Source organism: Flavobacterium ginsengisoli, assembly GCF_029625315.1.
Lineage (GTDB): Bacteria > Bacteroidota > Bacteroidia > Flavobacteriales > Flavobacteriaceae > Flavobacterium > Flavobacterium ginsengisoli.
In genome coordinates this window covers 1,901,135-1,927,216 of the sequence record NZ_CP121110.1, presented here as the reverse complement: position 1 = coordinate 1,927,216, position 26,082 = coordinate 1,901,135, and the positions used below count along the sequence as shown (strand labels likewise).

Genomic DNA, 26,082 nt, shown 5'->3' with positions numbered 1-26,082 from the left:
AATTAAAAAAAGGGATTATCTTTGCAGCACATCAACACAAACTAATTTTCATGAGTTCAGATTCTAGCAAAAGATATGCACAAAGAGGTGTTTCGGCATCAAAAGAAGACGTACATAACGCTATAAAAAATATTGACAAAGGTTTATTTCCGCAGGCATTCTGTAAAATTGTTCCTGATTATTTAACTCAGGACAATGATCACTGCCTAATTATGCATGCTGACGGAGCGGGTACAAAGTCGTCTTTAGCATACATGTATTGGAAAGAAACTGGAGATCTTTCTGTTTGGAAAGGAATTGCTCAAGATGCCTTAATCATGAATATTGACGATTTATTGTGTGTTGGCGCAACAGATAATATCTTACTTTCTTCGACAATTGGAAGAAACAAAAACCTAATTCCAGCTGAGGTAATTTCTGCAATTATCAACGGAACAGAGGAACTAATCAACGAATTAAAATCATTTGGAGTTACCATTCATTCAACAGGAGGAGAAACAGCAGATGTTGGCGATGTAGTTCGTACCATTATTGTAGATTCTACTGTAACAGCTCGTATGAAACGTAGTGATGTTGTAGACAATGCAAATATTAAAGCTGGAGATGTAATTGTTGGTTTGGCTTCTTTCGGACAAGCAACTTACGAAAAAGGATATAATGGAGGGATGGGAAGTAACGGACTTACTTCTGCACGTCATGATGTTTTCGGAAAATATTTGGCTAAGAAATATCCAGAAAGTTACGATGCTGCCGTTCCAGAAGAATTAATTTATTCAGGACAAGTAAACTTGACAGATGAAGTAGAAAACAGTCCAATCAATGCCGGACAATTAGTGCTTTCTCCAACAAGAACTTACGCACCAATTATAAAGAAAATTTTAGATAAATATACTCCAGAAGATATTCACGGAATGGTACATTGCAGTGGTGGTGCACAAACTAAAATTTTACATTTTGTAAAAGACTTACATGTTATAAAAGACAATTTGTTTCCGGTGCCGCCATTGTTCAAATTAATTCAAGAACAATCAAAAACAGATTGGAAAGAAATGTATCAGGTTTTCAACTGCGGTCACAGAATGGAGCTTTACGTTCCAGAAAATATTGCACAAGATATTATCGAAATTTCGAAATCATTTAATGTTGATGCGCAGATTGTAGGTAGAGTAGAAGCTTCAGATTCTAAAAAGCTTACAATTACTAGCGAATACGGAACATTTAATTATTAAAAAAAATAACCATATAAGTGATATAAGTTCATTTTAAGTTAGATTGTCAGGCTGAGCAAAGTCGAAGCCTTATTAATGACAGCTTTCGATTTCACTCAGAAAAAATTTATATTTTCTTATATCACTCATATGGTTTAAAAATATTTAACTATGTACGAATTACTTTTTTGGAGATACCTAGATGAAATTTACCTGAACAATCAGGAAGTTTATGAAGCTCTTGTAGAAAAACAAGAAGTTGAAGGTCTGGCTGCACTTCAAATTGAAGTAATCGTAAACAGAATTAATTCAGTCTTTTCTGAATGGGAAAGAGTGGATGAAGACAGCTGGAAAAATCCAAAAGGAAAAGGTGCATTTCAAGTTATTACAACGCCTCAAAGCGTAAAAATTGACTGCTACGGAACAGAAGGAAAAACCATGAATAAATTAGTAGATATCATGGAAGAATTCAAATGTCCGCTTTACGATCCGCAAGTTCCAGAACGTTATGATGAAATGAATGAATAGATAATTGTTAATGGTGAATTGTAAATTGTTAATTATTAATTAAGAATCAACATCAATCATTAACAATTTACAATTCACCATTAAAATTACCCATTTTTTAAAAGCACATCCTGTTCTTTTCTCATTTTTTCAGTCAATTGATTAACGTATAATTTTATTTTCTGCGGAAGCGTATTCCAATTTTGATCTTTTTCAAAACTTCTGCAATTATCAAAATCACATTCAATTGCGCGAATAACATATTTTTTCTTTTTATAAACCGTAATAATTTTTACGCGTCTTATATAGCCATCTTCGTTGCGAGTTCCATAAACAATAATAGGTTCAATATAACCGTCTCCATCAATATCTTTTTGTACTGCAATATTTTGTCCAAAACCAAATGTTTGTTTCTTTTGGCAGAGTATCTTCAAGCAAATCATTAATTTTCCATTGATCTAAAAGTCCGCCGTGGTCATTAATTACACAAACAGCTTGTATTTTTGTGTTTAAAGTATCCTTTTTAGAAATTACTTTTTGATTTTCGCCTAAAACCAATTCGTAAACTCCGCTTTTATCGCTAAATTCAAATGCTCTATAAATAGGGAAATTGGTTGTGTTTTCAAGTTCGCGTTCAGAAATTTCTTGTTTGTTTAATCTGTGGCTTTCTGCTTTTTGAGAAAAAATAAAAGAGGAATAAAAAGAAAGTAGAATTAAAATATATTTTTTCATGTTTTCGCTAGACTTTTTGTACATCAAAGATATTTAAACCTTTCGAGTTCTGCTAAATTTATGTTTTTTAAAAATAGATTTTGTTGTACTTTTCTACATTAAAACAACAACAAAGATTTCAAAGAAAAACAATAAAAAATGATTAAAACAAAATGCTGTAATTTTCTTTTCGGAGTATTGGCTTTAATGCTTTCGAGTAATCATATAAAAGGACAAAAGAAGGCGACCGAAAAGTTAAATCTTATTCAATATGTTGATCCAATGATTGGAACAGCAAAAATGGGACACACTTACCCAGGCCCAACAGTCCCTTTTGGAAGCGTACAATTGAGCCCAGAAACCGATACAATTGCTTATAGCTTAAACGGAAAATATAATGGAGAAGTTTATAAATACTGCGCCGGTTATCAATATGAAGATAAAACGATTGTAGGTTTCAGCCATACTCATTTTAGCGGAACTGGACATTCAGATTTAGGTGATTTCTTAATTATGCCAACAACGGGAAAACTGCAATTAAATCCTGGTGTGGCGTCTAAACCATTATCTGGTTATAGATCGGCATTTTCGCATGCAACAGAAAAAGCAGAGCCAGCTTATTACAGCGTTTTTCTAGAAGATCATAAAATTAAAGCAGAATTGACAGCCACAACTCGTGTTGGAATGCATCAGTATACTTTTCCAAAATCTAATGATGCACATATTATTTTAGATTTAACTTCAGGAATTTACAATTACGATAAAAAGAATGTTTGGACATTTGTTCGTGTAGAAAACGATACTTTAATAACAGGATATCGTCAGACAAACGGATGGGCGAGAACCAGAACAGTTTATTTTGCCATGTCTTTCAATAAACCTATTAAAAGCTACGGACAAGCTGTTCAAGAAAAAGTGTTTACAGAGGTTTTTGGGGAAAATTCGATCAAACGAAAAACTTCCCAGAAATGGCAGGTCAAAACTTAAAACTATTTTTTGATTTTGATACGAATGAAGGTGAAAAAATTAAAATCAAAATGGCTCTTTCGCCTGTAAGTTCTGCTGGAGCATTAGAAAACATGAAAAAAGAAACTCCAGATTGGGATTTCGAAAAAGTAAAAAAACAAAGTCAGGAAGTTTGGAATAAAGAATTGAATAAAGTTCAGGTGGAAACCATTCAAAAAGAAGATTTGGTTAATTTTTATACTGCAATGTATCACGCATTTTTAGGTCCCACAGAATACATGGATTTAGATCGAAACTATAAAGGTCTTGATATGAATGTGCATAAAGCCGAAAACTTTACCAATTATACCAGTTATTCGCTTTGGGATACTTATCGTGCTTTACATCCTTTATTTAATATTGTCCAGCCAAAAAGAAACGCCGATATGGTGAGTTCGATGCTGGCGCATTCAGATCAGAGTGTTCATAAAATGCTTCCAATATGGTCGCATTATGCCAACGAAAACTGGTGTATGATTGGGTACCATTCGGTTTCGGTTGTGGCAGATGCTATTGTAAAAGGCAATATTAGTTTTGATGCCGAGAAAGCACTTCAAGCTTGTGTGAATACTGCAAAAGTACCTTATTATGATGGATTAGAATTTTATATGAATAAAGGATATGTTCCAGAAGATAAAAACGGTGCTTCGGTTTCTAAAACTTTAGAATATGCTTATGATGACTGGGCAATCGCGCAAGCGACTAAAAAACTTGGAAAAACAGATGTTTATAATGAATTCATTGGAAGATCGAAAAATTATAAAAATGTGTATGACGAAAAAACAGGTTTCATGCGTCCAAAATTGAATGATGGGACTTTCAAGAAAGAATTTGACCCATTAGATACGCACGGACAAGGTTTTATTGAAGGAAATTCTTGGAATTATAGTTTGTACGTTCCGCAAGATCCAGCTGATATGATTCAATTGATGGGAGGAAATGAGAAATTTAAAGTTCGTTTAGATTCATTGTTCAATATGCATCTTCCTGATAAATATTTTGAAAATACAGAAGATATTACAAGAGACGGAATCATAGGGAATTATGTTCACGGAAATGAGCCTTCGCATCATGTTGTCTACTTATACAATTGGACAGATTCGCCTTGGAAAGCGCAAGATAAAATTAGAATGATTTTGAAAAAAATGTACAGAAATGGCGCTGATGGTTTAGGCGGAAATGACGATTTTGGTCAAATGAGTGCTTGGTATATTTTTAGCAGTTTAGGATTTTATCCAGTTGCTCCAGGTTCTGATGAATATGCGCTAGGAAGTCCCTTGCTGAAAAATGCCATTTTAAATTTGGAAAATGGAAAAACTTTTGAAGTAAAAACCGTAAATCAATCTGATAAAAATGTATTTGTGAATAAAGTTTTACTGAACGGTAAACAATTAGAAAGGCCGTTTTTAAAACATGCAGATGTTATAAATGGAGGAAAGATTACGTTTTATATGAGCAGTAAACCTAATAAGAAGCAATATCAAAATTAGTTTTACGTCTGTCACCCTGAGCGGAGTCGAAGGGCTTTCTAGCTTAAAAGGGCTTCGACTCCGCTCAGCCTGACAAATGAGAATATTTTAATTCGTGAAAATTTGTGCAATTCTTGGCGAAACAACAAAAAACTTCACGAAATTTGCACTTCAAATAAAGAAAACTAGATATGAAAATAAATCTAAAATCAGGAATTGATAAATTGCTTTTTGGAATGAAGCAGAATGACGTAACAGCTGTTTTAGGAAAACCTGATAAAAACTATAAAGACGAAGACGATAATGTGATTTTTGTTTATAATGCGCACAAAATCAGATTGACATTTTATGAGGAAGAAGACTTGAAATTAGGTTATTTAGTAGCTTCAAGTAATGATTTAGAAGTTTTCGGATTCAAATTAATAGGAAGAAAAATTGCTGATGTAAAGAAAGATTTTGCGAGCAAAAGGAATTACAAAATACAATCAAGAAACTTTTGATACTTTCGAAAATTACTTCAACGAAGATAATTGGTTTATTCTTCAAACAGAATATGATGAGGTTGTAAAGTTCGAAATTGGAGCAATCATTAATAGTAAAGACGAATTTGACTGGAAATTTCCTGTGAAGAAATAGCACATCGAAAACTTTGTCAAAGTTTTAAACTTTGACAAAGTTCTTAGAAGACAATAAAAAAACCGACAATCACTTGTCGGTTTTTTTTATATAGTAAAATGAAATTATCCTTTTAACCATGCATTTTTAAGTTTTTCTTTTGAAGCATCAGTTGCTTTAAAAGTTTCAGATTCTTCAAAAGGTAGTTTTACAGTTCCTTTGATAGTTTCTTCTTTTGTACCGCGTTTTACTTTAAGAGTAATTGGATCATTTTCTTTCCAGTTTTCACTTTCAGTAATTAAATCATAAATGTTATCTAAGTTGTATGATTTATTGTTTACAGCTAAAATTTTATCTCCACCTTTTAAATTCAAATTTTTAAAGAATGCAATTGATTCTGAATCAGGACGAACAGCAATTTCTTTTGTTGCTTTGTCAATTGTGATGTATGGAGTTTGACCTTTAATAAACGGATTTCCAGCTTTTTTCTCAGTTGATTTTGTAACGCCAACTTTAGCTAAATAAAAATCGTAAGGAATTGGAGTTGTTCCAGCAACATATTTATTCAAAAAGTCACCAACTTCAGGATAAGTTAAAGAAGTGATTTTTGCGAATAATTCATCGTCATTAAAAGGTTTTTCAATACCATATTCATCAGATAATTTGTGCATCAAATCTAAAATTCCTCTTTCGCCATTACTTTTTTCTCTAATGATAATGTCAATACACATACCAATTAAAGCTCCTTTTTGGTATACATTTAAGTATTGGTCTTTGTATGGTTGTTCTAAAACATTTTTACTCATTACAGTAAATGACATTGTATCGTCTAAACTTTTAGACTGTTCAATTTTATCAGCAATACGAGAATAGAATTCAGCTTCGTCAATTAAACCTTGGTTAATTTGGAAAAGATTAGCAAAATATTCTGTTACACCTTCGTACATCCATAAGTGCTCAGACATTTGTGGCGCATTGTAATCAAAATACTGAATTTCTTTTGAGTGAATGGTTAAAGGAGTAACGATATGAAAGAATTCGTGAGAAACTACATCTTTCATAGATTCTACCAATTTTTCTTTTGGCATAGACTCAGGTAAAACTACAGTTGTAGCCGTTGGGTGCTCTAATGCTCCAAAACCGTGAGCATCATCCTTTGCCATGCTAGATAAATACAATAACACAGTATACTTTTTAGTAGAATTGACTTTTCCTAAAAAGTTTTTCTGAGCTGTCATCATAGTTTTCATTTCTGGAGTAATGCTTTCAGCAGTGTATTTTCCAGTAGGAGAGTAAACTGCAATTAAGATATCCATTCCGTTTACATTAAAAGTAGTGTAATCAGGTTTAGAATACATAATTGGGTTTTCTACCAAAACAGCATAACGAGAAGTTGTAAACACATCAGAAGTATTGCTTGCATCTTGATCTGTCATAGAAGTAGCTCCCCAAAGCGTCTCAGGATGTGTAATAGTAACTTTGTACGGAATATCTAATTTATCTTTAAAATACCCTACAAAACCATGAGTGTTAACCATGAAATTTTTTCCAGCATCGATGTTTGTTCCAGCTGGAGAAAAAACGTCATCATTTCCAAATCCGGTTCCTTTTTCTGTATCAAAAGTATCGTTTACTAGATAAGTAATTTTCTTTAATGTTTTTGCGTTTGAAATAGACCAAGAATTATCGTCTAATCTTTTTACAGTAAGTGGATTTCCTTTAGCATCAAATGCTTTGAAATCTTCTGAATATTTTCCGTAATTATCTGTTGAATATGTACCAGGAACTGTTTTCGGAATACTATAAACAATTTCATCGGTTTTAATGGCTGGTGGTGTAACTGTTACTAAAACTTTATCGTCTTTAACATCAGTTAGATTGATATTAACTTCAACTATATTGCTTTTCGCGGCTCCTGTGCTCCCTGTTTTACAGCTCCAAAAAGTGACCGCTAGAGCTAAGGTGTAAAGTATTTTTTTCATTTGTATATGTTTAGTTAATTATATTTGACACAAAAAGTCTAGAAAAGTTACTAAAAAATCACATTAATTTAAAAAATAAAAAAAAACTCCTGAAAAACAGGAGCTTTATGTTAGTCTAATTTATTCTTGATATAATACTTTCCATCCAAATCTTCATCAAAATCATCTATTTTTACTGGTTTTGGTTTTGGTTTATTTGCAATTGCCTTCTTTTTCCACATCTCAAATTTTTCAAGAGGCATTTTCTTTTTCATGATGTCTAGGACTTCTTTTTCTGCCAATCCAAATTCTTTCTTTATAATTTCAAATGGATTTCTTTCTTCTAAAGCTAGCGAAACAAGTCTTTCAATTTGTTCCGGAGTTAATTCTTTGCGGCTACTCTTTTTCATCTCGTGAAAATTAATTCAAAATAGGGTGTTAATTATTAATAGATTGATTTTCAATTTCTGTATCAATATTAAAAAAAAAATAATAAGTTGGTTCAGTAAAGTTCAATTTTTTTAATGATTTTAACTGTTTTTGAAGGATCTTGATTTTTGAAATGGAATTTTTAACAGATTCTTTAATTCATTGTTTTCTTCGGGCAACATGTGAGTATCTACGCCATAAATGAGCTGATCTTTGGGTAAATAGGTAAAGGTTCCAAAAAGGCGATCCCAAACAGAAAAAATATTTCCATAATTACTATCTGTATAGGGCAAAACATAATGATGATGCACTTTATGCATATTTGGAGAAACAATAAAATAACTCAAAAAAACATCCAGTTTTTCCGGAAGTGAAATATTGGCATGATTAAATTGTGAAGCAATAACAGACAATGACTGATAAAGAAAAACCATCCACATTGGAGCGCCTACAATCAAAACACCCAAAGTAGTAAAAACAAAACGAACTACACTCTCTCCCGGATGGTGTCTGTTTGCTGTTGTAGTATCGATCCAAGTGTCTGTATGATGTATTAAATGAAATTGCCACAGAATTTTTACCTTGTGTTCAACCAAATGCGCTAAATAAGCACCAATTAAATCCAAGAGCAATAATCCAATTATGGTATAAAGCCAAATTGGCATTTGAGGTAACCACTGCAGAATTCCAAAATTATGGTCGATGGTCCATGCGGCGGTTCTTATCAAAATAAAAGCCAGAATAAAATTGACGACAATTGTGGTAAACGTGAAGAAGAAATTAATTCCTGCATGAGGCCATTTTTTGTACTGCATTTTAAACAAAGGAAAACTGTTTTCGATGAGCCAGAAAATGGTAATTCCACCAACCAAAATCAAACTTCTATGCAAAGAAGGAATTGTAGAAAAATAATTAATAATGTCATTCATGGTACACAAATATTTGAATTAATTAAAACTTTCTTTCGGTTTTATTCAAAAAAAAGAGAAAACCAAATATAAATATATCCGATTTTCTCTTTAGAAATTATTATTTATGGTATTATTTTTTGATGAGGCTTATTATAAATAATAAAACCCAAGCACCTCCTACAGCAATTATAATCTGCCAAAGAAGCCCGCCGCCGCCAATACCGAGTTTGCCTGCAATCCATCCGCCAATGAATCCGCCAATGATTCCAACAATAATATTACCAATTAATCCGAAACCTGCACCTTTCCATATTTGACCAGCTAGCCAGCCAGAAATTGCACCAATAAGTAAGAAATATAAAAACGCCATATTTAATTTTTTAAATTTAAGGTTATGATTATTTAAAGCAATATTAAGCTTCGTTATGATTTTGTAGTAATGTTTTATAAAGGAAACCAGCTGCTAATGCACCAAGAATAGGAGCGACCCAAAATAGCCAAACTTGAGATAATGGTTCTCCGCCCACAAAAATTGCTTGAGACAAAGATCTCGCTGGATTTACAGAAGTGTTGGTAATTGGAATACTGATTAAATGGATTAAGGTTAAAGCCAGACCGATTGCGATTCCTGCAAATCTTCCGTTTGCAAATTTATCAGTTGCTCCTAAAATCACTAATAAGAAGAATAGGGTAAGCACAAATTCGGCGATGAAACAAGCTTGTAACGAATAACCATCAGGAGAAAAAGCCCCAAAACCATTAGAAGCAAAGGCTCCCGCTTTTGTACTATCAATTGCAAAACCAGCTTTTCCAGAGGCTATAGTGTATAAAGTTCCTGCAGCAGCAGCAGCTCCAACACATTGTGCAATGATGTACGGAATAAGATCTTTAGCAGAGAATCTTCCGCCTGCCCATAAACCAAAAGAAACAGCAGGATTAAAATGACCGCCAGAAATATGGCCAACAGCATATGCCATTGTAAGTACAGTTAAACCAAAAGCTAGTGCAACACCTGCAAATCCGATTCCTAAATTTGGAATTCCTGCTCGCAAAAAGAGCGCTTCCGCATCCGCCAAAAACAAGCCAATAAGTTCCAAAAAACTCTGCAAATAATTTTTTCATAATAAAATAATTTAAATGGTTAATGTTAGAATGTATATTGGTAAGCCCAATAAATTAAAATAACTTGTAAGGGCAAACGTACAAATAAAATCCATTTTGGTAAACCAGAGCCTGCTTTTTTATTTTGAAGCATGTACAAATTGGCAGGAAAAACAGCAATTAATAGCATTATAATTCCCCAGGCGGCAAAATATGTAGTAAAAGGCAGGATTAGAAAGATGCCTAGAATAATCTCAGCGGCACCACTTAAAATATTTATTAATTTGGGGTTTTTAAATGCGGGCGGAATGATTTTTATATACATCCCAGGTTTTCTAAAATGATTTATCCCAGCAAGAATATATAAGGAAGCCATTAAATATAAATGCCAAGGTAAGTTCATGATATTTAGTTGTTTATCACGAATTTATAAAAAAATTAACAATTATTGCATTACAGATATGATTTTTTTAACAATGCATATTTTGAGTTATTTTTTTGACTTAAAATTTACATTCATAATAATTATGGCAAGTATAATCAAGACAATACCAACCCATTGAGAGAAGATCACTTTCTCATCTAATAATACATAGGCCATTGTTACAGAAACGGGAAGTTCAAGTGCAGAAACAATACTTCCTAATCCAATTCCTGTTAGAGGAAAACCTGCAGTCATTAAAAGTGGCGGAATAATGGTTCCAAACAAAGATAAGACAATTCCCCATTTTAAGAAAATGTCAAGATTGAAAGTTGTTACTTGTGTTGCAAAAGCAAACGAAAAAACAATAATAGCACCACCAAGAAGCATATAAAGGCTTCTTTGAGCTGAAGAAATTTCTGTAGCAACACGATTAGCAGTAAACATAGTTGTTGTAAAAGAAGCAGCAGCCAGCATTCCCCAACCTAAACCTCTCCAGTCTAGTTCGATATCATTATGTATAAGATTTGTAGCTAAAACAGTTCCGAAAAGGACTATGAAAACAGCAATTACTTTTTGTTTGGAAGGTAACTTTTTTTCTAAAAACATTTCGAGCAAAACCCCCATCCAAACGGTTTGCATCAATAAAACAATTCCAATAGAAACAGGAATGTATTTTACAGCCAAGTAATAAAATAAGCTGGTCATTCCTAATGAAGTTCCTGCAAGCATTAAATTGAAAATATTTTTTGGAGATGCTTTTACAGCCGAATTCTTATTTTTAACGCGCTGAAATAGATTGATTATAAGAATACCTAAAATTCCGTATATAAACTGTGATGTCGTTACTTCTGCAGTTGTGTATCCTTCAGAATAGGCCATTTTTACAAAAGTAGCCAACATTCCGTAAGTAGTTGCTCCTAGAGCAACAAGAAAAACACCTTTTAATACATTATTTTGCGACGTCATAAATTATCTGTTTTAAAAAATTAAGCCGGCAAAGGTAAGTTATTTTGTTTAGGATTTTATCGTACTATGTTGAAAATAGTAATTTAATGACAAAATAAATCGGTTTTGAAGTCTTGAATTAAGAATTATTCAAAAAAAGAAAATAATAAAAAAAGAGAAAAGCCATCAAGAATAATCCTGATGGCTTTTTATTTGTAAAGAATAAATGTACTCTCTAATAATTAGTTAGGCTGGTTTTGATAAGTTTCGATTTCGAAAATTAAAGTTGCATTTGGTGGAATTACGCCTCCAGCACCTTTTTCTCCGTAAGCTAAGTTTGAAGGCAAGAAGAAAATTGCTTTTTCTCCGTCTGTCATCATATCAAGAGCTTCAAGAAATCCAGGAATCATTCCGTCTTTTTTACCAACTGTAAAAGGAAAAGCTTTGTAACCGCCTTGCGTGTCTCTGTTAGCATCGTATTTTCCGTATGCTTTTGCTACCTGAGCCATACTGCTGTCAAACAAATTACCGTCTTCAAAATATCCTGCGTAGTGAAAGTAGATTGTAGAACCTTCAGCACCTTTAACGCCAGTACCTTTTTGAGTAATTACATATTTTAAACCAGAAGCAGTCGCTGTTGCTTTTGCTTTTGCATCTTTAAAATAAGCCGCTTTAGCTGTAACTACTTTTTTTGCTTCCTCTTTTTTAGCGACTTCTTTTTTAACATCATCGCTTAAAACCTTTAGAGCATCAAATTTCTTTGCAACTGCACCTTTGCGTGTAATAACAATTTTTGTCATTACATCGTCTTGAACAATTTTATTTACGTTATCCATTCCAGAAACTACGTGACCAAAAATCGTATGTTTTCCGTTTAGCCAAGGAGTATCTTTATGCGTAATAAAAAACTGGCTTCCGTTTGTTGCAGGACCAGAATTTGCCATTGCAAGAACACCGCCTTTTTCAAATTTTAAATCGTCAACAAATTCATCTTTAAATGAATATCCTGGACCTCCAGAACCATTTCCGTCAGGATCACCACCTTGAATCATGAAATCATTAATAACTCTATGAAATTTTAATCCGTTATAAAATGGTTTTCCTTTAAGAGATGCTTTAACGTTCGGGTTTGTGCCTTCTGCCAAAGTAATAAAGTTGGCAACAGTTACAGGAGCTTTTACATATTCTAAAGAAAGGACAATGTCTCCTTTTGTAGTAGAAATTGTTGCAAAAATTCCTTCATCAGAGTTTGTTGATGCAACTGCTGTACTTGTAGGTTTTGTCGCTGGTTTTGCCGCAGGCTTTTTAGTTTGAGCTTGTATATTTACTATTGCTAGGCAAAATAAAAATAGAAATTTAAATTTCATTGCTTTTAAATTTTAAGTCTATAATTTAATTATGGTTTTTCTGAAATCTGGATTTCGAAAATAATATTAGCGTTTGGCGGAATTACACCTCCTGCACCAGTAGCTCCATATGCCAAGTGAGATGGAATGAAAAGAACAGCTTTGTCTCCATAAGATAATTGTTCAACTCCTTCGATAAAACCAGGGATTAAACCGTCTTTTTTACCAGCTTGAAATTGAATTGGTTGATATCCGTTCTGTTGCGCTCTTGCAGGATCAAATTTCCCGAATTCTTTTGCAACTTCCTCAATGCTAGTGTCAAAAAGAGTTCCGTTCTCAAGGAAACCAGCGTATTTAATATAGATTTGATTTCCTGCAACAGGTTTTTTACCACTTCCTTTTTCTGTAATTACATATTCTAAACCACTTGTAGTTTTAGTAGCTTTTGCTTTTAAAGCAACGATAAGATTCTACTTTTTCTTTTTGAGCTCCAGCATATTTCTGCTGTTCTTTTGCGATGTCAGCAAAATAGTCGTGAAATACTTTTACAGCATCGAATTTTTTTGTCGCCTCACCATTTCTGATAATAGTTACAGAAACGATATTGTCGCCTTGAACAACTTTATTTACTACTTCTTGATCTTTTGCACTTACAACATGACCAAAAATAGTGTGTAAGTTGTCTAGCCAAGGAGTTTCAACGTGAGTGATAAAAAACTGGTCGCTATTTGTTCCAGGACCGTTGTTTGCCATTGCCAAAATACCAGCTTTGTCAAATTTTAAATCTGAGAATTCATCTTTAAATTTATATCCAGTATCTCCAGAACCAGTTCCTAATGGATCACCGCTTTGAATCATGAAATTTTCAATAACTCTATGGAATTTTAAACCATCAAAAAAAGGTTTCTTTTTTAATTCTTCGTGCGTTACAAACTCGTTTTTACCTTCGGCTAAAGTCACAAAATTAGCCACTGTTATAGGAGCTTTTTTGTAATCAAGTTCTACAATAATATGCCCTTTGTTTGTTTCGATATCAGCGTATAAACCATCAGGAAGATTATTGTGATCGTCTTTACAAGAATAAAATGAGCTTACGGCTATTAATAATAATAAGATACTCTTTTTCATTTTGAGATATTGTTTTTATTGAGTTAATGTGTCTTTTTTTGCTGATGGAGCAGGTTTTGCAACTGCTGCTTTTGGCGTTGCGGCTGAAGGTTGGGTAGCAGGTTTTGCTATTTGTGCCGCAGGATCTGGAACAAAATTTCTAAGCGTAATAGTAACAATTAGAGATTCGTTTGTACCAATTTTTTTATTGTCTCCGTGATATCCGTATGCCATGTGCGATGGAAATAGAAACGTAACAGTTTCATTTTTATGCATTCTTTTGATTCCGTCGCGAAGTCCCATCATGATGTCTTGTTTGTCTACATAATAAGTCTGTGGCCCAAGATCTGACTCAGAATAGATAGTATTACCTTTAATGTCTTTTACTTCCATATTAAAGTAAGCGATATCACCTTTTCTTGGAGCTGCGGTTTCGTTTGTATTTCTTTCGTCATAATAAAACCAATAGCCTTTTGGAGTAGCGTAATATTTTACTTTCGGATTGCTTTTAATTATTTTCTTAATGACCTCTTCTTCATTTGCCACTAATTTTTTGTTTCGGTCAGCCGATTTTTTCATGAATGTTCCCGACGCTCTAGAAATAGGTCTTCTGGCTTCTTCATGATGTTTACAGTCGCTTAATAAAACTGTAAAAAGCAAAGTGTAAATGCTAAGTTTTAGGTAGTTCATGATTTGGACTATAATTTTAATTTCTTTACTAAATCTTCAAATTTATTAACTGTTTCTTCCATTGAAACTTCAGATCTTCCGCCAGCTGCATTGCTATGTCCGCCACCATTGAAATGATCTCGTGCAAATTGATTTACATCAAAGCCTCCTTGTGAACGGAATGAAATCTTGATAATGCCTTCATCTTTATTTTCGATAAAAATAGCAGTAAAAACAATATCTTTTATACTTAAACCATAATTAACAATTCCTTCTGTATCACCTTTAACATAATTAAAAGAATCTAACTCTTCTTGTGTTAACGTCATATAAGAAGTTTTATGATCTTCAAGTATCTTCATATTTTGTAAAGCGCGTCCTAATAATTGCAATCTGCTGAAAGAGCTATTGTCGAAAAGCAATACTGGAATCTGAGTATTTTCAACTCCCAAATCAATTAATTCGGCAATAATTCTGTGCGTGTTTCCTGTTGTTCCTGGAAAACGGAATGAACCAGAATCGGTTAAAATTCCAGTATAAATACAAGTTGCAATGGTTTTATCGATATCTTCTTTTTTATTTAAGAAAGAGATAAAGTTATAAACCATTTCGCAAGTAGATCCGTATGAAGTATCTGAATAAGTATAAGCAACATAATCATCAGGTTTTTGATGATGATCGATCATAATGAAAGTTGCTTTCAATTTTTCTAAAGCTTGCCCCATCATTTCGCCAGTACGGTGAAAAGCATTAAAATCAAGCGTAAAAATAATTTCAGCTTCTTCTAAAAGCTGTGTGCAGATTTCAGTTTCTTTTTCGAATATTTTTACTGTTTCAGATCCTGGAAGCCAAGCTAAAAAATCAGGAAAATCGTTCGGAGCAATTACTGTTGCCTGATGATTGTTTTTTATTAAAAAATGGTACAAACCCAATGTTGATCCCATTGCGTCGCCATCTGGTCCTCTGTGCGGAATTATGACGATTTTTTTTGGGGTGGCGAGTAATAATTGAATCGCTTGAATATCTTGTATTTTCATAGTGTGCGAATTTACATTTTTTAATGTAATGCTGAAAATAATTTAGTGTTCAGTCTTGGTTGAAAATATTCGGTCTTAATTTAATTCTCATTTTTAAGATTCTTTCAAGTTTCCTATATCAAAAGGTAATAAATCTTTATAGTTTATCTTCTTGAAAAAGTGTCTTATTTTGATACTAAAATGACTTTTTTATCCCTTCAATAAAATAATCAAAGGTTAATTTAACAAAATATTAACCAGAAAATTATTTTATTATGAAAAGAATGAAAAAGATGCTAATTGTTTTTTTAGTTTTAGGCACTTCTATGTTAACGACTAATTGTGCTAATGAAGAAATTGGCAATGGGCAATTAGTAAGGGAAGACCCTAAAATAACTCAGGCTAAAGAATGGTTTGAAAGCTATAAATCAGATTCAGCAACTGGCAAATCTGAGGAAGGAGAATTTAGTAAAGCTTTTGAAAATCTTGATTATTATTGGGAAAATGCAAAAGTGACTAAATTGGAAGATAGTTCTACGGGAATTGCTGTGCCAGTTAAAGACAATCCAGAAGCCTCTGAGTACAAAGGGCAGAAAATGTTATATTTGCGTGAATCTGATTCAAAGTATCAAGCGATATTACAGGAGATTTTTCCGGAGTCAAAAGAGAAAATTACTGATGAACAGAAAAAACTAGGGTTTGGTGATTTATCTTTGTTTAGCGGTTATATCATTAATTGGGATCTAAAAGATGGCTTTCTAAAAGGAGCTAGATTAAAAGATGGTCTTGTTATTGCAGATGTAACAGCTGTTATGACGTTTCTTGATGAAAATGTCGCAACAGCTAAGATGATAGAAATGTTTGACGACAGTTCTAATTATGGTTCAGAGCGTGACGACACACTGCAGAAAGGCGGAACCGCCGCAATTCCATTAAATAATGTCATTGTTACACAAAAATCTCCCGCCCCTGCTCCGAGAGATTTTACCATTGCGGGGGCATTTGGTGATGGAGGCTCAAATGGCAATCCGAATACTCCTACAGGCGGTGGTTCTAATGGAAATAGTGATACAGCCAGTGTGGAAATTGCACCACCTAGTTGTCAAAGTTTTAATTTTAAAAAAACAACATCACTTTGGCAAGTAGCGTTGGTGAAAAATGTTAGTTTTAAGATAATATTGCTTAGTGATAAAGGTATCCATTTTATACATTCCGCTAAGTTTACTCAGGCAATATCTTTTGGAATGCCAACAAATCATTTGGTAGGAGGAGCAAATATCAGTCAAGGATTAGTCGCAGAATTATCAGCAAAAGCTCTTCAAATCACGATAAGAGAAGTGGTTCAAATGTACGGTAGAGTAAAAGTGTCTCCAATGGTTGTTGAGCAATATTTTAAAGAAAGATTAATATATAATTATCCTTTGATTACATCAGGAGGGAGGGTAAATTGGACTGCATCAGAAAAATTACCGATAACTGATTACGAGACAACTTTTATGTTGCCAGATAATTGTCAATAAAAAATATATTATGATTGAAAAAGTTTTAAAAAATTTAATTTACATTTTTTATCCTAGAAATATCTCATTTGAAAGGGAACAAGAAAAGTATTTTGTAAGTGATCAGTATCGTAGATTGAATCAGACTTTAAAAACTTTTGAGTCAGATTTCAAAGAAGTTTGTTCAAAAAATATCCTTGAACAATTTGAAGATGATTATACATTGAAAAATTTTCAAGACCATACATTATTCGAATTCGGCGATAAATGCCTGACTTTTAATTTTGGTATTATAGAAGATGGAGAGTTATATACAGTATCACTACTGATTAGTGTCTTAGCTCCTTATTATATTATTAAATGTCAAAAGAATATTATTGAGCTGGTTTTTTCTAAAGATAGAATAGCTGAGTTAGAGGCGACTAATTTTGAGCAAAGAAAGCTAAAAGAAATTATCTTAAAACTTGAAAACATTGTTGAAGAAAAATTATATTACAATAAATTTCCTGATAAAATGCTTAACTATGTTATGGAAGATATAAGTTTTCAAGAAGCAGACTTTGGCTATTTCAATATGTTTAACGCTTTTTTTAATAATTTAATAATGCGAGAAAATGAAAAATAAATTTTTAATGTTTTTTGCGGTTTGTGTCTTGTTGTTGATCTTCTTCTACTTCGTAGAATATAGTTTCATTTTTTGCATTTCAGATACATATTTCATTGTGAGTTATTTTTATATTCCATTACTTGTATTGCTAATAGGCAGTTTAGTTTTTTTAATCTTGAATTTCTTAAAACGAAGAAATTGAAAATTTCCATCTATAAATTTACTTATCGAAGATTATGATTACTTGGTTAATGGATTAGCAATTTTTTTTGTATTGGTTTTTGATAGTATTATCTTATTTATTATATAAAATTTATAAAAAAGTCAAATAAATAATTAATAACAGATAGAAATCCCTAGAAATAATCTAGGGATTTTTGTTTCTCTTGAGAATGTTTGGTACTTCGTCTCTTTTTTTATTTTATTATTCAAAGATTCTCAAGTTCTTTTTTCTGAAACTTTTGATACAGTTTATATTTCGCGCCTTTTACAATTTGCGATTTGTAGATTCCGACAGAACCAGAAGAAAAATACGCAATTGTACAGGCAATTGCAATGAAAATTCCAGGAGCAATTCCGAATAATTCCATTCCCATAATTGTGCAGGCGATAGGAGTGTGGGTTGCGCCAGAGAAAACAGCAACAAATCCTAGTCCTGCTAAAAGAGCAATTGGCATCGGAATTACAGTTGATAAAGCACTTCCTAAAGTAGCTCCAACAAAGAATAATGGCGTTACTTCGCCACCTTTAAATCCTGCTCCTAAAGTAAATCCAGTAAATAAAATTTTAAGCAGAAAATCATACCATTGATTTGGATTTGAAAATGAATCGACAATTACAGGAACTCCCAATCCAGAGAATTTGGTAAATCCTAAGCCTGCAATTGCAATAGCCAAAACAACTCCGCCAATTACGGGACGAAGCGGTGGATATTTTATGTTTTTTGAAAAAGCGAACCCCAAAAATGGGTGCTTCTCGAAAATAATAAAGCAACAAATCCAGATAAAACTCCAACGATTATTGTATATAAAACGTTATTTAAACTAAGTTCTGGAATTGTTGGAATGCTATAATGAGTATGTTTTATTTCCCAAAATTCTACTGTGAAATAAGCTGCGTATGCAACAAGGAAAGAGAGTAGAATACTTTTGAAATTGATTTTACTGAAATATAAAACCTCTAAAGCGAAAATTGCACCAGCCAAAGGAGTTCCGAAAACAGAAGCAAAACCCGCGCTGATTCCTAGAATGATTAAAATTTTACGTTCTGAATTGTCTAGTTTAAAAAATTTTGTAAACTGATCTGCAATTGCGCCTCCCATTTGCACTGCGGTTCCTTCTCGTCCTGCAGATCCTCCAAATAAATGAGTGAGCAAGGTTCCTAAAAGTACTAGAGGAGCCATTTTAAACGGAATGACTTTTTTAGGATTTTCGTATTCTTCCAATAAAAGATTATTTCCTTTTGCAACAGATTCTCCCCAATAATAGTAACTCAATCCAACCAGAAATCCGCCGAAAGGCAAAAGCCATACAATCCAGTCATGCTGAATTCGAAACTGCGTAACCCATTCTAAAGAAACTAAGAAAAATGCTGAAGCCGATCCGGAAAGTATTCCGATTAAAGCACAGATAAGAATCCATTTTGGAAGAGAAAGCAGGAATTGTTTTAGATTTAAGGAAGTCATTAATGAATTCTAAAAGTTTGCCACGAATTTCGCCAATTTTCACGAATTAAAAGGAAAAAAATCATTTTAAATCCATTATCCCGATAGCTATCGGGAGTGGCATAGGAAAAATAATTAGTGAAATTCGTGGCTAAAAAAAAATATTATACTACAGCAGTAAATTCTATTTCAACCAAATATTCTGGAGCAACCAGTTTACTTATTTCATAAAATCCTGTTGTTGGTTTTATATCTTTAAAGAAAGCAGAATGTGCTCTCGCCACTTCTTCGAAAGTAGAAACATTTGTAGTGAAAATTCTAGTTCTGATAACATCTTTCATTCCTACATTTAAATCTTCTAAAACTTTTTCAACTCGCTCTAAAATATTATAGGTTTGAGCATAAGCGTCATCAGCTTTTACTTTTTCGCCGTCAACAATGGCTACAGTTCCAGAAACTTCAATGATGTTGCCAATTCTTACTGCTCGGCAATATCCCATTTTGTCTTCCCACGGAGATCCAGTTAAGATGTTTTCTCTTTTCATTTTTTATAATTTTTGCGAATTTGTCTGTATGGTTTTAAAAGCAAATTCAGGTTAATTAAAGTTGCTTGCAATTTAGGAATTATGCTTTTTACAGCTATTAAAAAAAGCTTGAAATCAATTCAGAAATCAAGCTTTTTTGTGATATTTAATCGTTATTCGGTTTGCTTTTCTTCGTAAAGGCGAAGCTTATTTTGGACCGTTTTTAAATTTTGCTGTAAGGTTTCAATTTTATTCAGAAGGTTGGCAATGGCATCAATTCCTTCTAGATTAATTTTGAGATCATAATGCATTCGAATCATTTTTTCTACTGTTGGAAGCTGCTCAGGTTCCAAAAATTCATCGTTTTCTTGGGTAATAATATGAATGAGTCCGTAATTATGAAGTTCGGTTATAAACGTATTTTCAATTTCGTGATAAATACAAAACTGTTTGATCTGGATTAAGTTTTTATTTTTCATGACTTTCTTAGTTTTGCTAATTCTTCAAATAATTCTTTTTCTTTATCCGACAGTTTTGTTGGAATTTTTATAGTGTATGTGATGTATAAATCGCCAAATTGATTCTCTTTTTTATAAACGGGAAAACCTTTTCCTTTCAGTTTTACTTTTGTTCCTGGTTGTGTTTCTGCAGGAACTTTAATTTTTACCTTTCCATCAAAAGTATTAATGTATGTTTCTCCTCCTAAAACTGCTGTATACAAATCAATCGGCGCTTCAGCATACAGATTATTTCCTTCACGTTTAAAATCTGAATTGTTAGAAATTACAAAAGTGATGTACAAATCGCCATTTGGACCGCCATTTACACCAGGTCCGCCATGGTTTGGAATTTTTATTATTTGCCCGTTTTCAACACCAGCAGGAATTGTAATTCGAATGTTTTTTCCGTTTACAGACAAGTTTCGCTTATGCGTTGTGTAAGCTTCTGCCAGATCTAATTCTAGTTCTGCATTAAAATCTTGACCTCTGTATTTAGATTGTGATCTGCTTCTTCCGCCACTGCCGTACATAGAATTGAAGAATTCCGAAAAATCACTTCCAGAAAAGTCTCCACCTCCAAAACCGGAGAAATCGCCTTCAGAATATTGATAACCGCCCTGCTGTCTACTTTGTCGCTGATTAGGATCGTAACCTGCTTTTTCAAATTCGTCGGCATGTTTCCAGTCTTTTCCGTACTTATCGTATTTTTTTCTGTTTTCTGGATTGCTTAAAACTTCGTTGGCTTCATTAATTTCTTTGAATTTTTTTTCGGCTTCTTTATCATTCGGATTCAAATCTGGATGATATTTTCGCGCCAGTTTTCTATATGCTTTTTTGATGTCTGCCTCTGTAGCCGATTTGGTAACATCTAGTACTTTGTAATAATCTATATAATCCATTTTGTTATTATTTTATAAATGGTAAATAAAGACTTGAAGGTAAGAATAAGTTGTTAATAATCAAAATGCTGAGTTTGGTTTGAGAGAAAAAAGAAGTGTTCTTAAAAAGGGTTTTTGAGAATTTGGAATTTGAGAGGCGGAATTTATTTTTACAAATTAAAAAATCAGTTTGGCAGGTTTTTTGATTCCAAAAATTAGCTTAATTTAATGTTATAAAACTCCTAAAGTTGTAGCAACTAACGAAATTATACTATTTTTGTGATGCTAGACTTTTGGTTTATATTAATTATAAAAGCCGATTCGATAATACTTTTTTCAATGAAGCACATTTTATTTTTCATATTATTTTTTACTGCAATGTCAGTATCTGCCCAAGTCGAATTTAATACTAAATTCAAAGCAATTCCTGGGGGAAAGTTTACGGCAAAGCCTAAAAAGACTCCGATTCCTGATGTGAAAGATCCGCAGGCAAATGAACTTGATATACCAAGTATTAAAACGCCAAATGTTTTTGAAAATACAACTATAACTCCAAAATCAAAATTTCAGATTGGAGAAGAAAAAAGCAAATTTACCATGTCTACAGAAACCGATTTTGCTAATCCTGGCGATCGTTATGTAGCAAAAATGGAAAAGGATTTGGATAAAAGTCTAAAAGATGCTGGTTTAAGAGAAGGAAGAGGCGTCTTAGTAAAGAAAAACATTTCGTTGGGAGACTTTAAAACGAAATCAGAATATTTTATAGTGAAGTTTCGAGATTTTGGAGCAATTGATGGCGATTTAGTGAAGGTATCTTGCAATGGAGCAGTTATAAGAGACCGAATTTTATTAGATGCTAGTTTCCAACAAGTAAAAATTAATCTTGGGCAAGGTTTTAACAAATTAGATTTTGAAGCTCTAAATATTGGTACGCTAGGAGGTAATACTGCAGAAATACAAGTATACGACGATAAGGGTAATTTGGTAACAAATGATTATTGGGATAATCTCGCCGCAGGTTTTAAAGCGTCGATTGTTGTTACAAAAGAGGAATAAAAAAGAATATAAAAAAATAAGATAAGACCATTTTTGATCTTATCTTATTTTTTTTTAGATAACTACCTTAGTAGAATTTGCGTGTTTTCCTTCACCTGTTTCTTTCAAAAGAAAACTTATCAAAATAGCTATCGTAATGCCAATAATCCAAAACAAACCAGCTTGCTGAAAATGTAGCGCTTTATTGAGAGTATTATTTAAAGTTTGACCAAATAGGCGACTAAATAATGGGCTTAAAAGTGTTGTTACGCCAAAAGTTATAAAATTAATGGCTCCTGTGGCACTTCCTTTTACATTATCTGGATTTGCTTCTTTTATTATTGAATAAGGAATCATGGCTGCTCCAGAAGCTACACCCAATAAGAACATACTGTATTTAGTGGTCAGAATATCTGGAAAATACAGTAACTGGATTAAGGTTATAATCATCAATAAGGCGCCAGCTACTAAAACTGGTTTTCGCCTTTTTAGCTTGTCTGTAATATATCCTAAGAGCGGACATCCAAATACCCAGCCAAAAGCTACCATTGCACTTGATATGGTTGCGGTATGAAAATCTAAAGCACGATCTTTCTGAAAAAAATCTACAGCCCAAGTCATTGCAAATATTGTAGTTGGAGCAAATAATAATCCCGATATTATGCCGCAGAACCAAGATTGCGGATTGCTAAAAACGATTTTGTAAGGTTCTAAAATACCTTGTTTTTTTACTACACTTTCTGTTTTTTTCTCTGTTATATCGGCTGGAGTTATAAACCAAAGGCCGAAAGCAACAATTATGGTAAAAATTCCGATTGAAAGCCAGAAAATGTCTATGTGCATTCCTTCTTCTATCCAAGGCCCAACCACAAATTGCCCAGCAGAACCTCCGAGCATTCCGAGACATTGTGTAAATCCAATTGCTGTTGCCAACGATTTTGCCGAAAATCCTTTACTGGCAAGATATACACAGCCCGGAAAAGCAAAAGCACATCCGGCACCTTGAAGCAATCGGCCAGCAACACCCGAAAACTGACTCGAAATCATAAATAATAAACAGCCAATTCCTAAAATGAAAGCTCCTGCAAAGAGAGAATATTTGGCTCCAAATCTATCGAGTGCGATTCCGGCAATTAAACTGCAGGTAGAATACGTGTAATAATACGTACCAATAATGGTAACTAATCTAATTTCATTTACCGAGAAAGTCTGCGAAAGTTCTGGAAGCATTACTGCTGGAGCAGAACGTATTACATAATCTAAAAAATAAAAAATAAGACCAAATACCCAAGCAATGACATAATATTTGGTGTACGATTTTGTACTGTTTGTATCCATAAGATGCCTCTTTTTAAATTAGTACAATTTTACAAACCTTCTTTAAGGTGCTTGTAATTAGATTTTATGGTATCAAAAACTTCTTCCATTTTCCCTCCAAGCATTAATTTTGTCATTGATTTTGCCATACCTACAACTTGTTCCCATTCTATTTTTGGAGGCATTGCCAAAGCATTCGGATTTGTAAATACATTCAATAATACAGGGCCATTATGGGTAAAAGCATTTTGAATTGCTGCCTCAACTTCTTCGGGTTTATGAACATTTATGCCCTGAAAACCCATTGCTTGAGCAATTAAACCAAAATCTGGATTAACCATATTGGTTTCGTTATCAGGTAGACCATTAACTTCCATTTCTAGTTTGACCATTCCTAAAGCGCGATTATTGAATACAATAATTTTAACAGGAATATCGTATTGATGTATCGTAGCCAAATCGCCCAGTAGCATTGATAAACCTCCGTCACCACACATAGCAATAACTTGTTTTTCGGGATGAGCAAGAGCTGCGCCAATTGCCATTGGCATTGCATTAGCCATTGATCCATGATTAAAAGAACCTAGCATTTTTCGTTCGCCAGTTCCTTTAATAAAACGAGCACCCCAAACACACGACATTCCAGTATCAACAGTAAAAATCGCATCTTTAGAAGCTAATTTGTCAATAATGTGCGCTACATATTCAGGTTGAATTGTGTCTTCTCCGCCATTATCATTGACATAAGTATTCATGTTTTCTTTTACAGTGTTGTAGAATTTTAATTGAGCGTTTAAAAAACTATCATCGGTTTTGGTTTCTAGGAGCGGAAGTAAAGCTTCTATAGTATCGGCAACGTCGCCGCATAATCCCATATAAAGGTTGGCTCTTCGGCCTAAACGCTCAGAACTTGTATCAATTTGAATAATTTTATTATCAGAAGGCATGAATTTATCATAAGGAAAATCTGTTCCTAACAATAAAACCAAATGGGATTCGTGCATGCTATGGTAAGCAGACGGAAGCCCTAATAAACCTGTCATCCCTATTTCGTTTGGGTTGTTGGGTTGAATGCTCATTTTTCCGCGGAAAGAATATCCTACGGGAGCTTTAATATGCTGTGATAATTGTACGACTTGATCATGAGCTTTTTCGGCTCCAATACCGCAGAATAAAGTTATTTTTGTGCTTTCGTTAATGGCTTTTGCCAATTGCTGTAATTCAGTATCAGAAGGTCGGATTATAGGATTGCAATGAAAAAACTGAGTTGAGATGTTGCTTTCTACGGCTTTTAATTGAGAAACATCACCTGGTAAACCAATAACTGCAACACCTTTTTTTCCTAAAGCATGTTGTATAGCAGTTTGAATAATGCGAGGCGCTTGCTCAGCTGTCATAATCATTTGATTGTAATAGCCGCAATCATCAAAAAGTTTGATAGTATTGGTTTCCTGAAAATAATCCATACCCATTTCGCCAGTATTAATTGTAGAAGCAATGGCAAGCAAAGGCACGTGAGAACGATGTGCATCGTACAAGCCATTAATTAGATGAACATGTCCTGGACCACAGCTTCCGGCGCAAACAGCAAATCCGTCGAGTTCGGCTTCAGCGGCAGCGGCATACGCTCCAACTTCTTCATGGCGTACATGAATCCACTTTATTTTTCCATTTCTGCGTATGGCATCATTAAAATGATTTAAACTGTCTCCGGTAACTGCATAAACGCGTTTTACTCCGGCTTCTACCAACATGTCGACTAATTGTTCGGCAACTATTTTACTCATGTGTTATATTTTTAAAATTAATATTCAGAAGTATACATTGGTTATGATTAACTTTCTTAATAATTATATTTTAATATAAATCAAGCAATGATGTAAAGGGCCTTATAAAATTAAGGAAAAGAATTGGTTTTCTTTTAAAGGTGTTAAGAAACTAAGTCGCTAAGGTGTTAAGTTATTCATTTTGTGAAAATATAAAAAGAGAGATCCTAATATTTTTAGAACCTCTCTTTTTATATTTAAAATTTTATGCACTTAGTCACTCATAAACTTAGCGTCTTAGATTAAAATGGATCTGCAGTAACTTTAAATTTCACATCTGCTTTTACCGTTACATCTTTTGTTAAAGTCTCTTTTAATGTTACCTGTGTTCTTATTTTGTAGCTATCTGCTTTTATGTATTCATCCAATCTCTTATCTGTACAAATCAAATCGATTGTATTGCTTGAGACGTTGATATTGTCTTGGTAAGCTAATTCTATTTCATCTGAATTGGCTGTTGAAATATACAGATGAATTGATTTTAAAAACGTAAAAGTTTTGTCTGAAGGATCTGTAATTGTTAGTTTTAATGATTTGATTTTAACATCTTTTACTAAACTTGCTTTTGTTTTATTATTTTGAAATTCAGCTGAAGAATTGGTTGTGACTTCTGGCGTAATAATTTCTAAAGGAAGATTAATTGGAGTGGTGCTTTGAATTTTAATCGAAGCATTATTCGAAATAGTAAAAGTCAATAAGTCATCTACAGTATTACAAGAAGAAAATAAAATTGACAAAAAAACGGTCAAGGCAATAAATTTTGATTTCATAGTTAAATTAAAATGGTTTTGTGTAGATACGATTTTTTG

Annotated in this window: 20 protein-coding genes and 6 pseudogenes; 7 read left to right on the top strand and 19 right to left on the bottom strand. The window is 33.2% G+C overall.

What is annotated here, in order from left to right; genetic code table 11:
* Nucleotides 1-50: 50 nt before the first annotated feature.
* Complete coding sequence (locus P5P87_RS08975) at nt 51-1,229, top strand: AIR synthase related protein (RefSeq protein ID WP_198856976.1); 1,179 nt, start codon at nt 51-53, stop codon at nt 1,227-1,229.
* A gap of 150 nt (nt 1,230-1,379) precedes the next feature.
* Nucleotides 1,380-1,736: a hypothetical protein gene (locus P5P87_RS08970; RefSeq protein WP_278022295.1), complete on the top strand. Its 357-nt coding sequence runs from the start codon at nt 1,380-1,382 to the stop codon at nt 1,734-1,736.
* An 86-nt stretch (nt 1,737-1,822) separates the two neighbouring features.
* Here the strand turns inward: P5P87_RS08970 and P5P87_RS26110 are convergent.
* Nucleotides 1,823-2,447: pseudogene (locus P5P87_RS26110) on the bottom strand (M949_RS01915 family surface polysaccharide biosynthesis protein).
* Nucleotides 2,448-2,633: 186 nt separating this feature from the next.
* Here P5P87_RS26110 and P5P87_RS08955 point away from each other — a divergent pair.
* Together P5P87_RS08955 and P5P87_RS08950 are read left to right on the top strand one after the other, a co-directional pair.
* A pseudogene (locus P5P87_RS08955) lies at nt 2,634-4,921 on the top strand (GH92 family glycosyl hydrolase).
* A 170-nt stretch (nt 4,922-5,091) separates the two neighbouring features.
* A pseudogene (locus P5P87_RS08950) lies at nt 5,092-5,536 on the top strand (hypothetical protein).
* A gap of 104 nt (nt 5,537-5,640) precedes the next feature.
* On the opposite strand, the gene P5P87_RS08945 reads toward P5P87_RS08950, so the two are convergent.
* From P5P87_RS08945 to P5P87_RS08895, 11 genes and pseudogenes are all read right to left on the bottom strand, one after another.
* On the bottom strand, nt 5,641-7,497 hold the full coding sequence (locus P5P87_RS08945; protein WP_198856981.1) for a M61 family metallopeptidase: 1,857 nt from the start codon (nt 7,495-7,497) through the stop codon (nt 5,641-5,643).
* Between the two features lie 110 nt (nt 7,498-7,607).
* Nucleotides 7,608-7,886, bottom strand: a complete 279-nt coding sequence (locus P5P87_RS08940; RefSeq protein ID WP_095929894.1) for a DUF2805 domain-containing protein — start codon at nt 7,884-7,886, stop codon at nt 7,608-7,610.
* A gap of 120 nt (nt 7,887-8,006) precedes the next feature.
* Entirely contained in the window at nt 8,007-8,834 is an 828-nt protein-coding gene (locus tag P5P87_RS08935) for a sterol desaturase family protein (protein WP_278022292.1), read from the bottom strand.
* 112 nt (nt 8,835-8,946) lie between these two features.
* Nucleotides 8,947-9,186, bottom strand: a complete 240-nt coding sequence (locus P5P87_RS08930; RefSeq protein ID WP_198856983.1) for a GlsB/YeaQ/YmgE family stress response membrane protein — start codon at nt 9,184-9,186, stop codon at nt 8,947-8,949.
* A gap of 43 nt (nt 9,187-9,229) precedes the next feature.
* Nucleotides 9,230-9,938: pseudogene (gene aqpZ, locus P5P87_RS08925) on the bottom strand (aquaporin Z).
* Between the two features lie 25 nt (nt 9,939-9,963).
* Nucleotides 9,964-10,320, bottom strand: coding sequence for a DoxX family protein (locus P5P87_RS08920; RefSeq protein ID WP_278022291.1), 357 nt, complete (start codon nt 10,318-10,320; stop codon nt 9,964-9,966).
* An 87-nt stretch (nt 10,321-10,407) separates the two neighbouring features.
* Nucleotides 10,408-11,307, bottom strand: a complete 900-nt coding sequence (locus tag P5P87_RS08915) for an EamA family transporter (RefSeq protein ID WP_278022290.1) — start codon at nt 11,305-11,307, stop codon at nt 10,408-10,410.
* A gap of 221 nt (nt 11,308-11,528) precedes the next feature.
* The gene (locus P5P87_RS08910) at nt 11,529-12,653 is read right to left on the bottom strand and encodes a peptidylprolyl isomerase (RefSeq protein WP_278022289.1); all 1,125 of its coding nucleotides are present in this window, start codon (nt 12,651-12,653) and stop codon (nt 11,529-11,531) included.
* Between the two features lie 29 nt (nt 12,654-12,682).
* Nucleotides 12,683-13,760: pseudogene (locus P5P87_RS08905) on the bottom strand (peptidylprolyl isomerase).
* Between the two features lie 15 nt (nt 13,761-13,775).
* Nucleotides 13,776-14,429 carry a gliding motility-associated peptidyl-prolyl isomerase GldI gene (gene gldI / locus P5P87_RS08900; RefSeq protein WP_278022288.1) on the bottom strand — a complete coding sequence of 218 codons (654 nt, stop codon included), beginning with the start codon at nt 14,427-14,429 and terminating at the stop codon, nt 13,776-13,778.
* An 8-nt stretch (nt 14,430-14,437) separates the two neighbouring features.
* Complete coding sequence (locus tag P5P87_RS08895; RefSeq protein WP_278022287.1) at nt 14,438-15,445, bottom strand: DHH family phosphoesterase; 1,008 nt, start codon at nt 15,443-15,445, stop codon at nt 14,438-14,440.
* Nucleotides 15,446-15,699: 254 nt separating this feature from the next.
* On the opposite strand from P5P87_RS08895, the gene P5P87_RS08890 reads away from it, so the two are divergent.
* Both P5P87_RS08890 and P5P87_RS08885 read left to right on the top strand, forming a co-directional pair.
* Nucleotides 15,700-16,944: a hypothetical protein gene (locus tag P5P87_RS08890; protein WP_278022286.1), complete on the top strand. Its 1,245-nt coding sequence runs from the start codon at nt 15,700-15,702 to the stop codon at nt 16,942-16,944.
* 10 nt (nt 16,945-16,954) lie between these two features.
* A complete protein-coding gene (locus tag P5P87_RS08885; protein ID WP_278022285.1) occupies nt 16,955-17,548 on the top strand; it encodes a hypothetical protein in 594 nt (197 codons plus the stop codon).
* Nucleotides 17,549-17,958: 410 nt separating this feature from the next.
* Here the strand turns inward: P5P87_RS08885 and P5P87_RS08880 are convergent.
* The 4 genes and pseudogenes from P5P87_RS08880 to P5P87_RS08865 form a co-directional block, all read right to left on the bottom strand.
* Nucleotides 17,959-19,214, bottom strand: a pseudogene (locus tag P5P87_RS08880) (voltage-gated chloride channel family protein).
* Nucleotides 19,215-19,357: 143 nt separating this feature from the next.
* Nucleotides 19,358-19,738, bottom strand: coding sequence for a RidA family protein (locus P5P87_RS08875; RefSeq protein WP_278022284.1), 381 nt, complete (start codon nt 19,736-19,738; stop codon nt 19,358-19,360).
* Between the two features lie 152 nt (nt 19,739-19,890).
* Nucleotides 19,891-20,196, bottom strand: coding sequence for a chaperone modulator CbpM (locus P5P87_RS08870; RefSeq protein ID WP_198856995.1), 306 nt, complete (start codon nt 20,194-20,196; stop codon nt 19,891-19,893).
* Nucleotides 20,193-21,116 carry a J domain-containing protein gene (locus tag P5P87_RS08865; protein WP_278022283.1) on the bottom strand — a complete coding sequence of 308 codons (924 nt, stop codon included), beginning with the start codon at nt 21,114-21,116 and terminating at the stop codon, nt 20,193-20,195. Before P5P87_RS08865 ends, P5P87_RS08870 begins: the two co-directional genes overlap by 4 nt.
* Before the next feature lie 357 nt (nt 21,117-21,473).
* On the opposite strand from P5P87_RS08865, the gene P5P87_RS08860 reads away from it, so the two are divergent.
* A complete protein-coding gene (locus P5P87_RS08860) occupies nt 21,474-22,151 on the top strand; it encodes a hypothetical protein (protein ID WP_233074122.1) in 678 nt (225 codons plus the stop codon).
* 54 nt (nt 22,152-22,205) lie between these two features.
* On the opposite strand, the gene P5P87_RS08855 is transcribed toward P5P87_RS08860, so the two are convergent.
* The 3 genes from P5P87_RS08855 to P5P87_RS08845 form a co-directional block, all read right to left on the bottom strand.
* Nucleotides 22,206-23,468, bottom strand: coding sequence for an MFS transporter (locus tag P5P87_RS08855; protein WP_198856998.1), 1,263 nt, complete (start codon nt 23,466-23,468; stop codon nt 22,206-22,208).
* A 29-nt stretch (nt 23,469-23,497) separates the two neighbouring features.
* Entirely contained in the window at nt 23,498-25,234 is a 1,737-nt protein-coding gene (locus P5P87_RS08850; RefSeq protein WP_278022282.1) for a thiamine pyrophosphate-dependent enzyme, read from the bottom strand.
* Between the two features lie 281 nt (nt 25,235-25,515).
* The gene (locus tag P5P87_RS08845; RefSeq protein ID WP_278022281.1) at nt 25,516-26,043 is read right to left on the bottom strand and encodes a hypothetical protein; all 528 of its coding nucleotides are present in this window, start codon (nt 26,041-26,043) and stop codon (nt 25,516-25,518) included.
* Between the last annotated feature and the right edge of the window lie 39 nt (nt 26,044-26,082).

Bases quoted from the DNA above. Each gene is read 5' to 3' on its own strand.
- P5P87_RS08850 (WP_278022282.1), bottom strand. From the start codon at position 25,234: ATGAGTAAAATAGTTGCCGAACAATTAGTCGACATGTTGGTAGAAGCC.
- P5P87_RS08845 (WP_278022281.1), bottom strand. From the start codon at position 26,043: ATGAAATCAAAATTTATTGCCTTGACCGTTTTTTTGTCAATTTTATTT.
- P5P87_RS08920 (WP_278022291.1), bottom strand. From the start codon at position 10,320: ATGAACTTACCTTGGCATTTATATTTAATGGCTTCCTTATATATTCTT.
- P5P87_RS08895 (WP_278022287.1), bottom strand. From the start codon at position 15,445: ATGAAAATACAAGATATTCAAGCGATTCAATTATTACTCGCCACCCCA.
- P5P87_RS08865 (WP_278022283.1), bottom strand. From the start codon at position 21,116: ATGGATTATATAGATTATTACAAAGTACTAGATGTTACCAAATCGGCT.
- P5P87_RS08855 (WP_198856998.1), bottom strand. From the start codon at position 23,468: ATGGATACAAACAGTACAAAATCGTACACCAAATATTATGTCATTGCT.
- P5P87_RS08870 (WP_198856995.1), bottom strand. From the start codon at position 20,196: ATGAAAAATAAAAACTTAATCCAGATCAAACAGTTTTGTATTTATCAC.
- P5P87_RS08935 (WP_278022292.1), bottom strand. From the start codon at position 8,834: ATGAATGACATTATTAATTATTTTTCTACAATTCCTTCTTTGCATAGA.
- P5P87_RS08970 (WP_278022295.1), top strand. From the start codon at position 1,380: ATGTACGAATTACTTTTTTGGAGATACCTAGATGAAATTTACCTGAAC.
- P5P87_RS08940 (WP_095929894.1), bottom strand. From the start codon at position 7,886: ATGAAAAAGAGTAGCCGCAAAGAATTAACTCCGGAACAAATTGAAAGA.
- P5P87_RS08910 (WP_278022289.1), bottom strand. From the start codon at position 12,653: ATGAAATTTAAATTTCTATTTTTATTTTGCCTAGCAATAGTAAATATA.
- P5P87_RS08890 (WP_278022286.1), top strand. From the start codon at position 15,700: ATGAAAAGAATGAAAAAGATGCTAATTGTTTTTTTAGTTTTAGGCACT.
- P5P87_RS08945 (WP_198856981.1), bottom strand. From the start codon at position 7,497: ATGAAAAAAATACTTTACACCTTAGCTCTAGCGGTCACTTTTTGGAGC.
- P5P87_RS08930 (WP_198856983.1), bottom strand. From the start codon at position 9,186: ATGGCGTTTTTATATTTCTTACTTATTGGTGCAATTTCTGGCTGGCTA.
- P5P87_RS08860 (WP_233074122.1), top strand. From the start codon at position 21,474: ATGTCAGTATCTGCCCAAGTCGAATTTAATACTAAATTCAAAGCAATT.
- P5P87_RS08885 (WP_278022285.1), top strand. From the start codon at position 16,955: ATGATTGAAAAAGTTTTAAAAAATTTAATTTACATTTTTTATCCTAGA.
- P5P87_RS08975 (WP_198856976.1), top strand. From the start codon at position 51: ATGAGTTCAGATTCTAGCAAAAGATATGCACAAAGAGGTGTTTCGGCA.
- gldI (WP_278022288.1), bottom strand. From the start codon at position 14,429: ATGAACTACCTAAAACTTAGCATTTACACTTTGCTTTTTACAGTTTTA.
- P5P87_RS08915 (WP_278022290.1), bottom strand. From the start codon at position 11,307: ATGACGTCGCAAAATAATGTATTAAAAGGTGTTTTTCTTGTTGCTCTA.
- P5P87_RS08875 (WP_278022284.1), bottom strand. From the start codon at position 19,738: ATGAAAAGAGAAAACATCTTAACTGGATCTCCGTGGGAAGACAAAATG.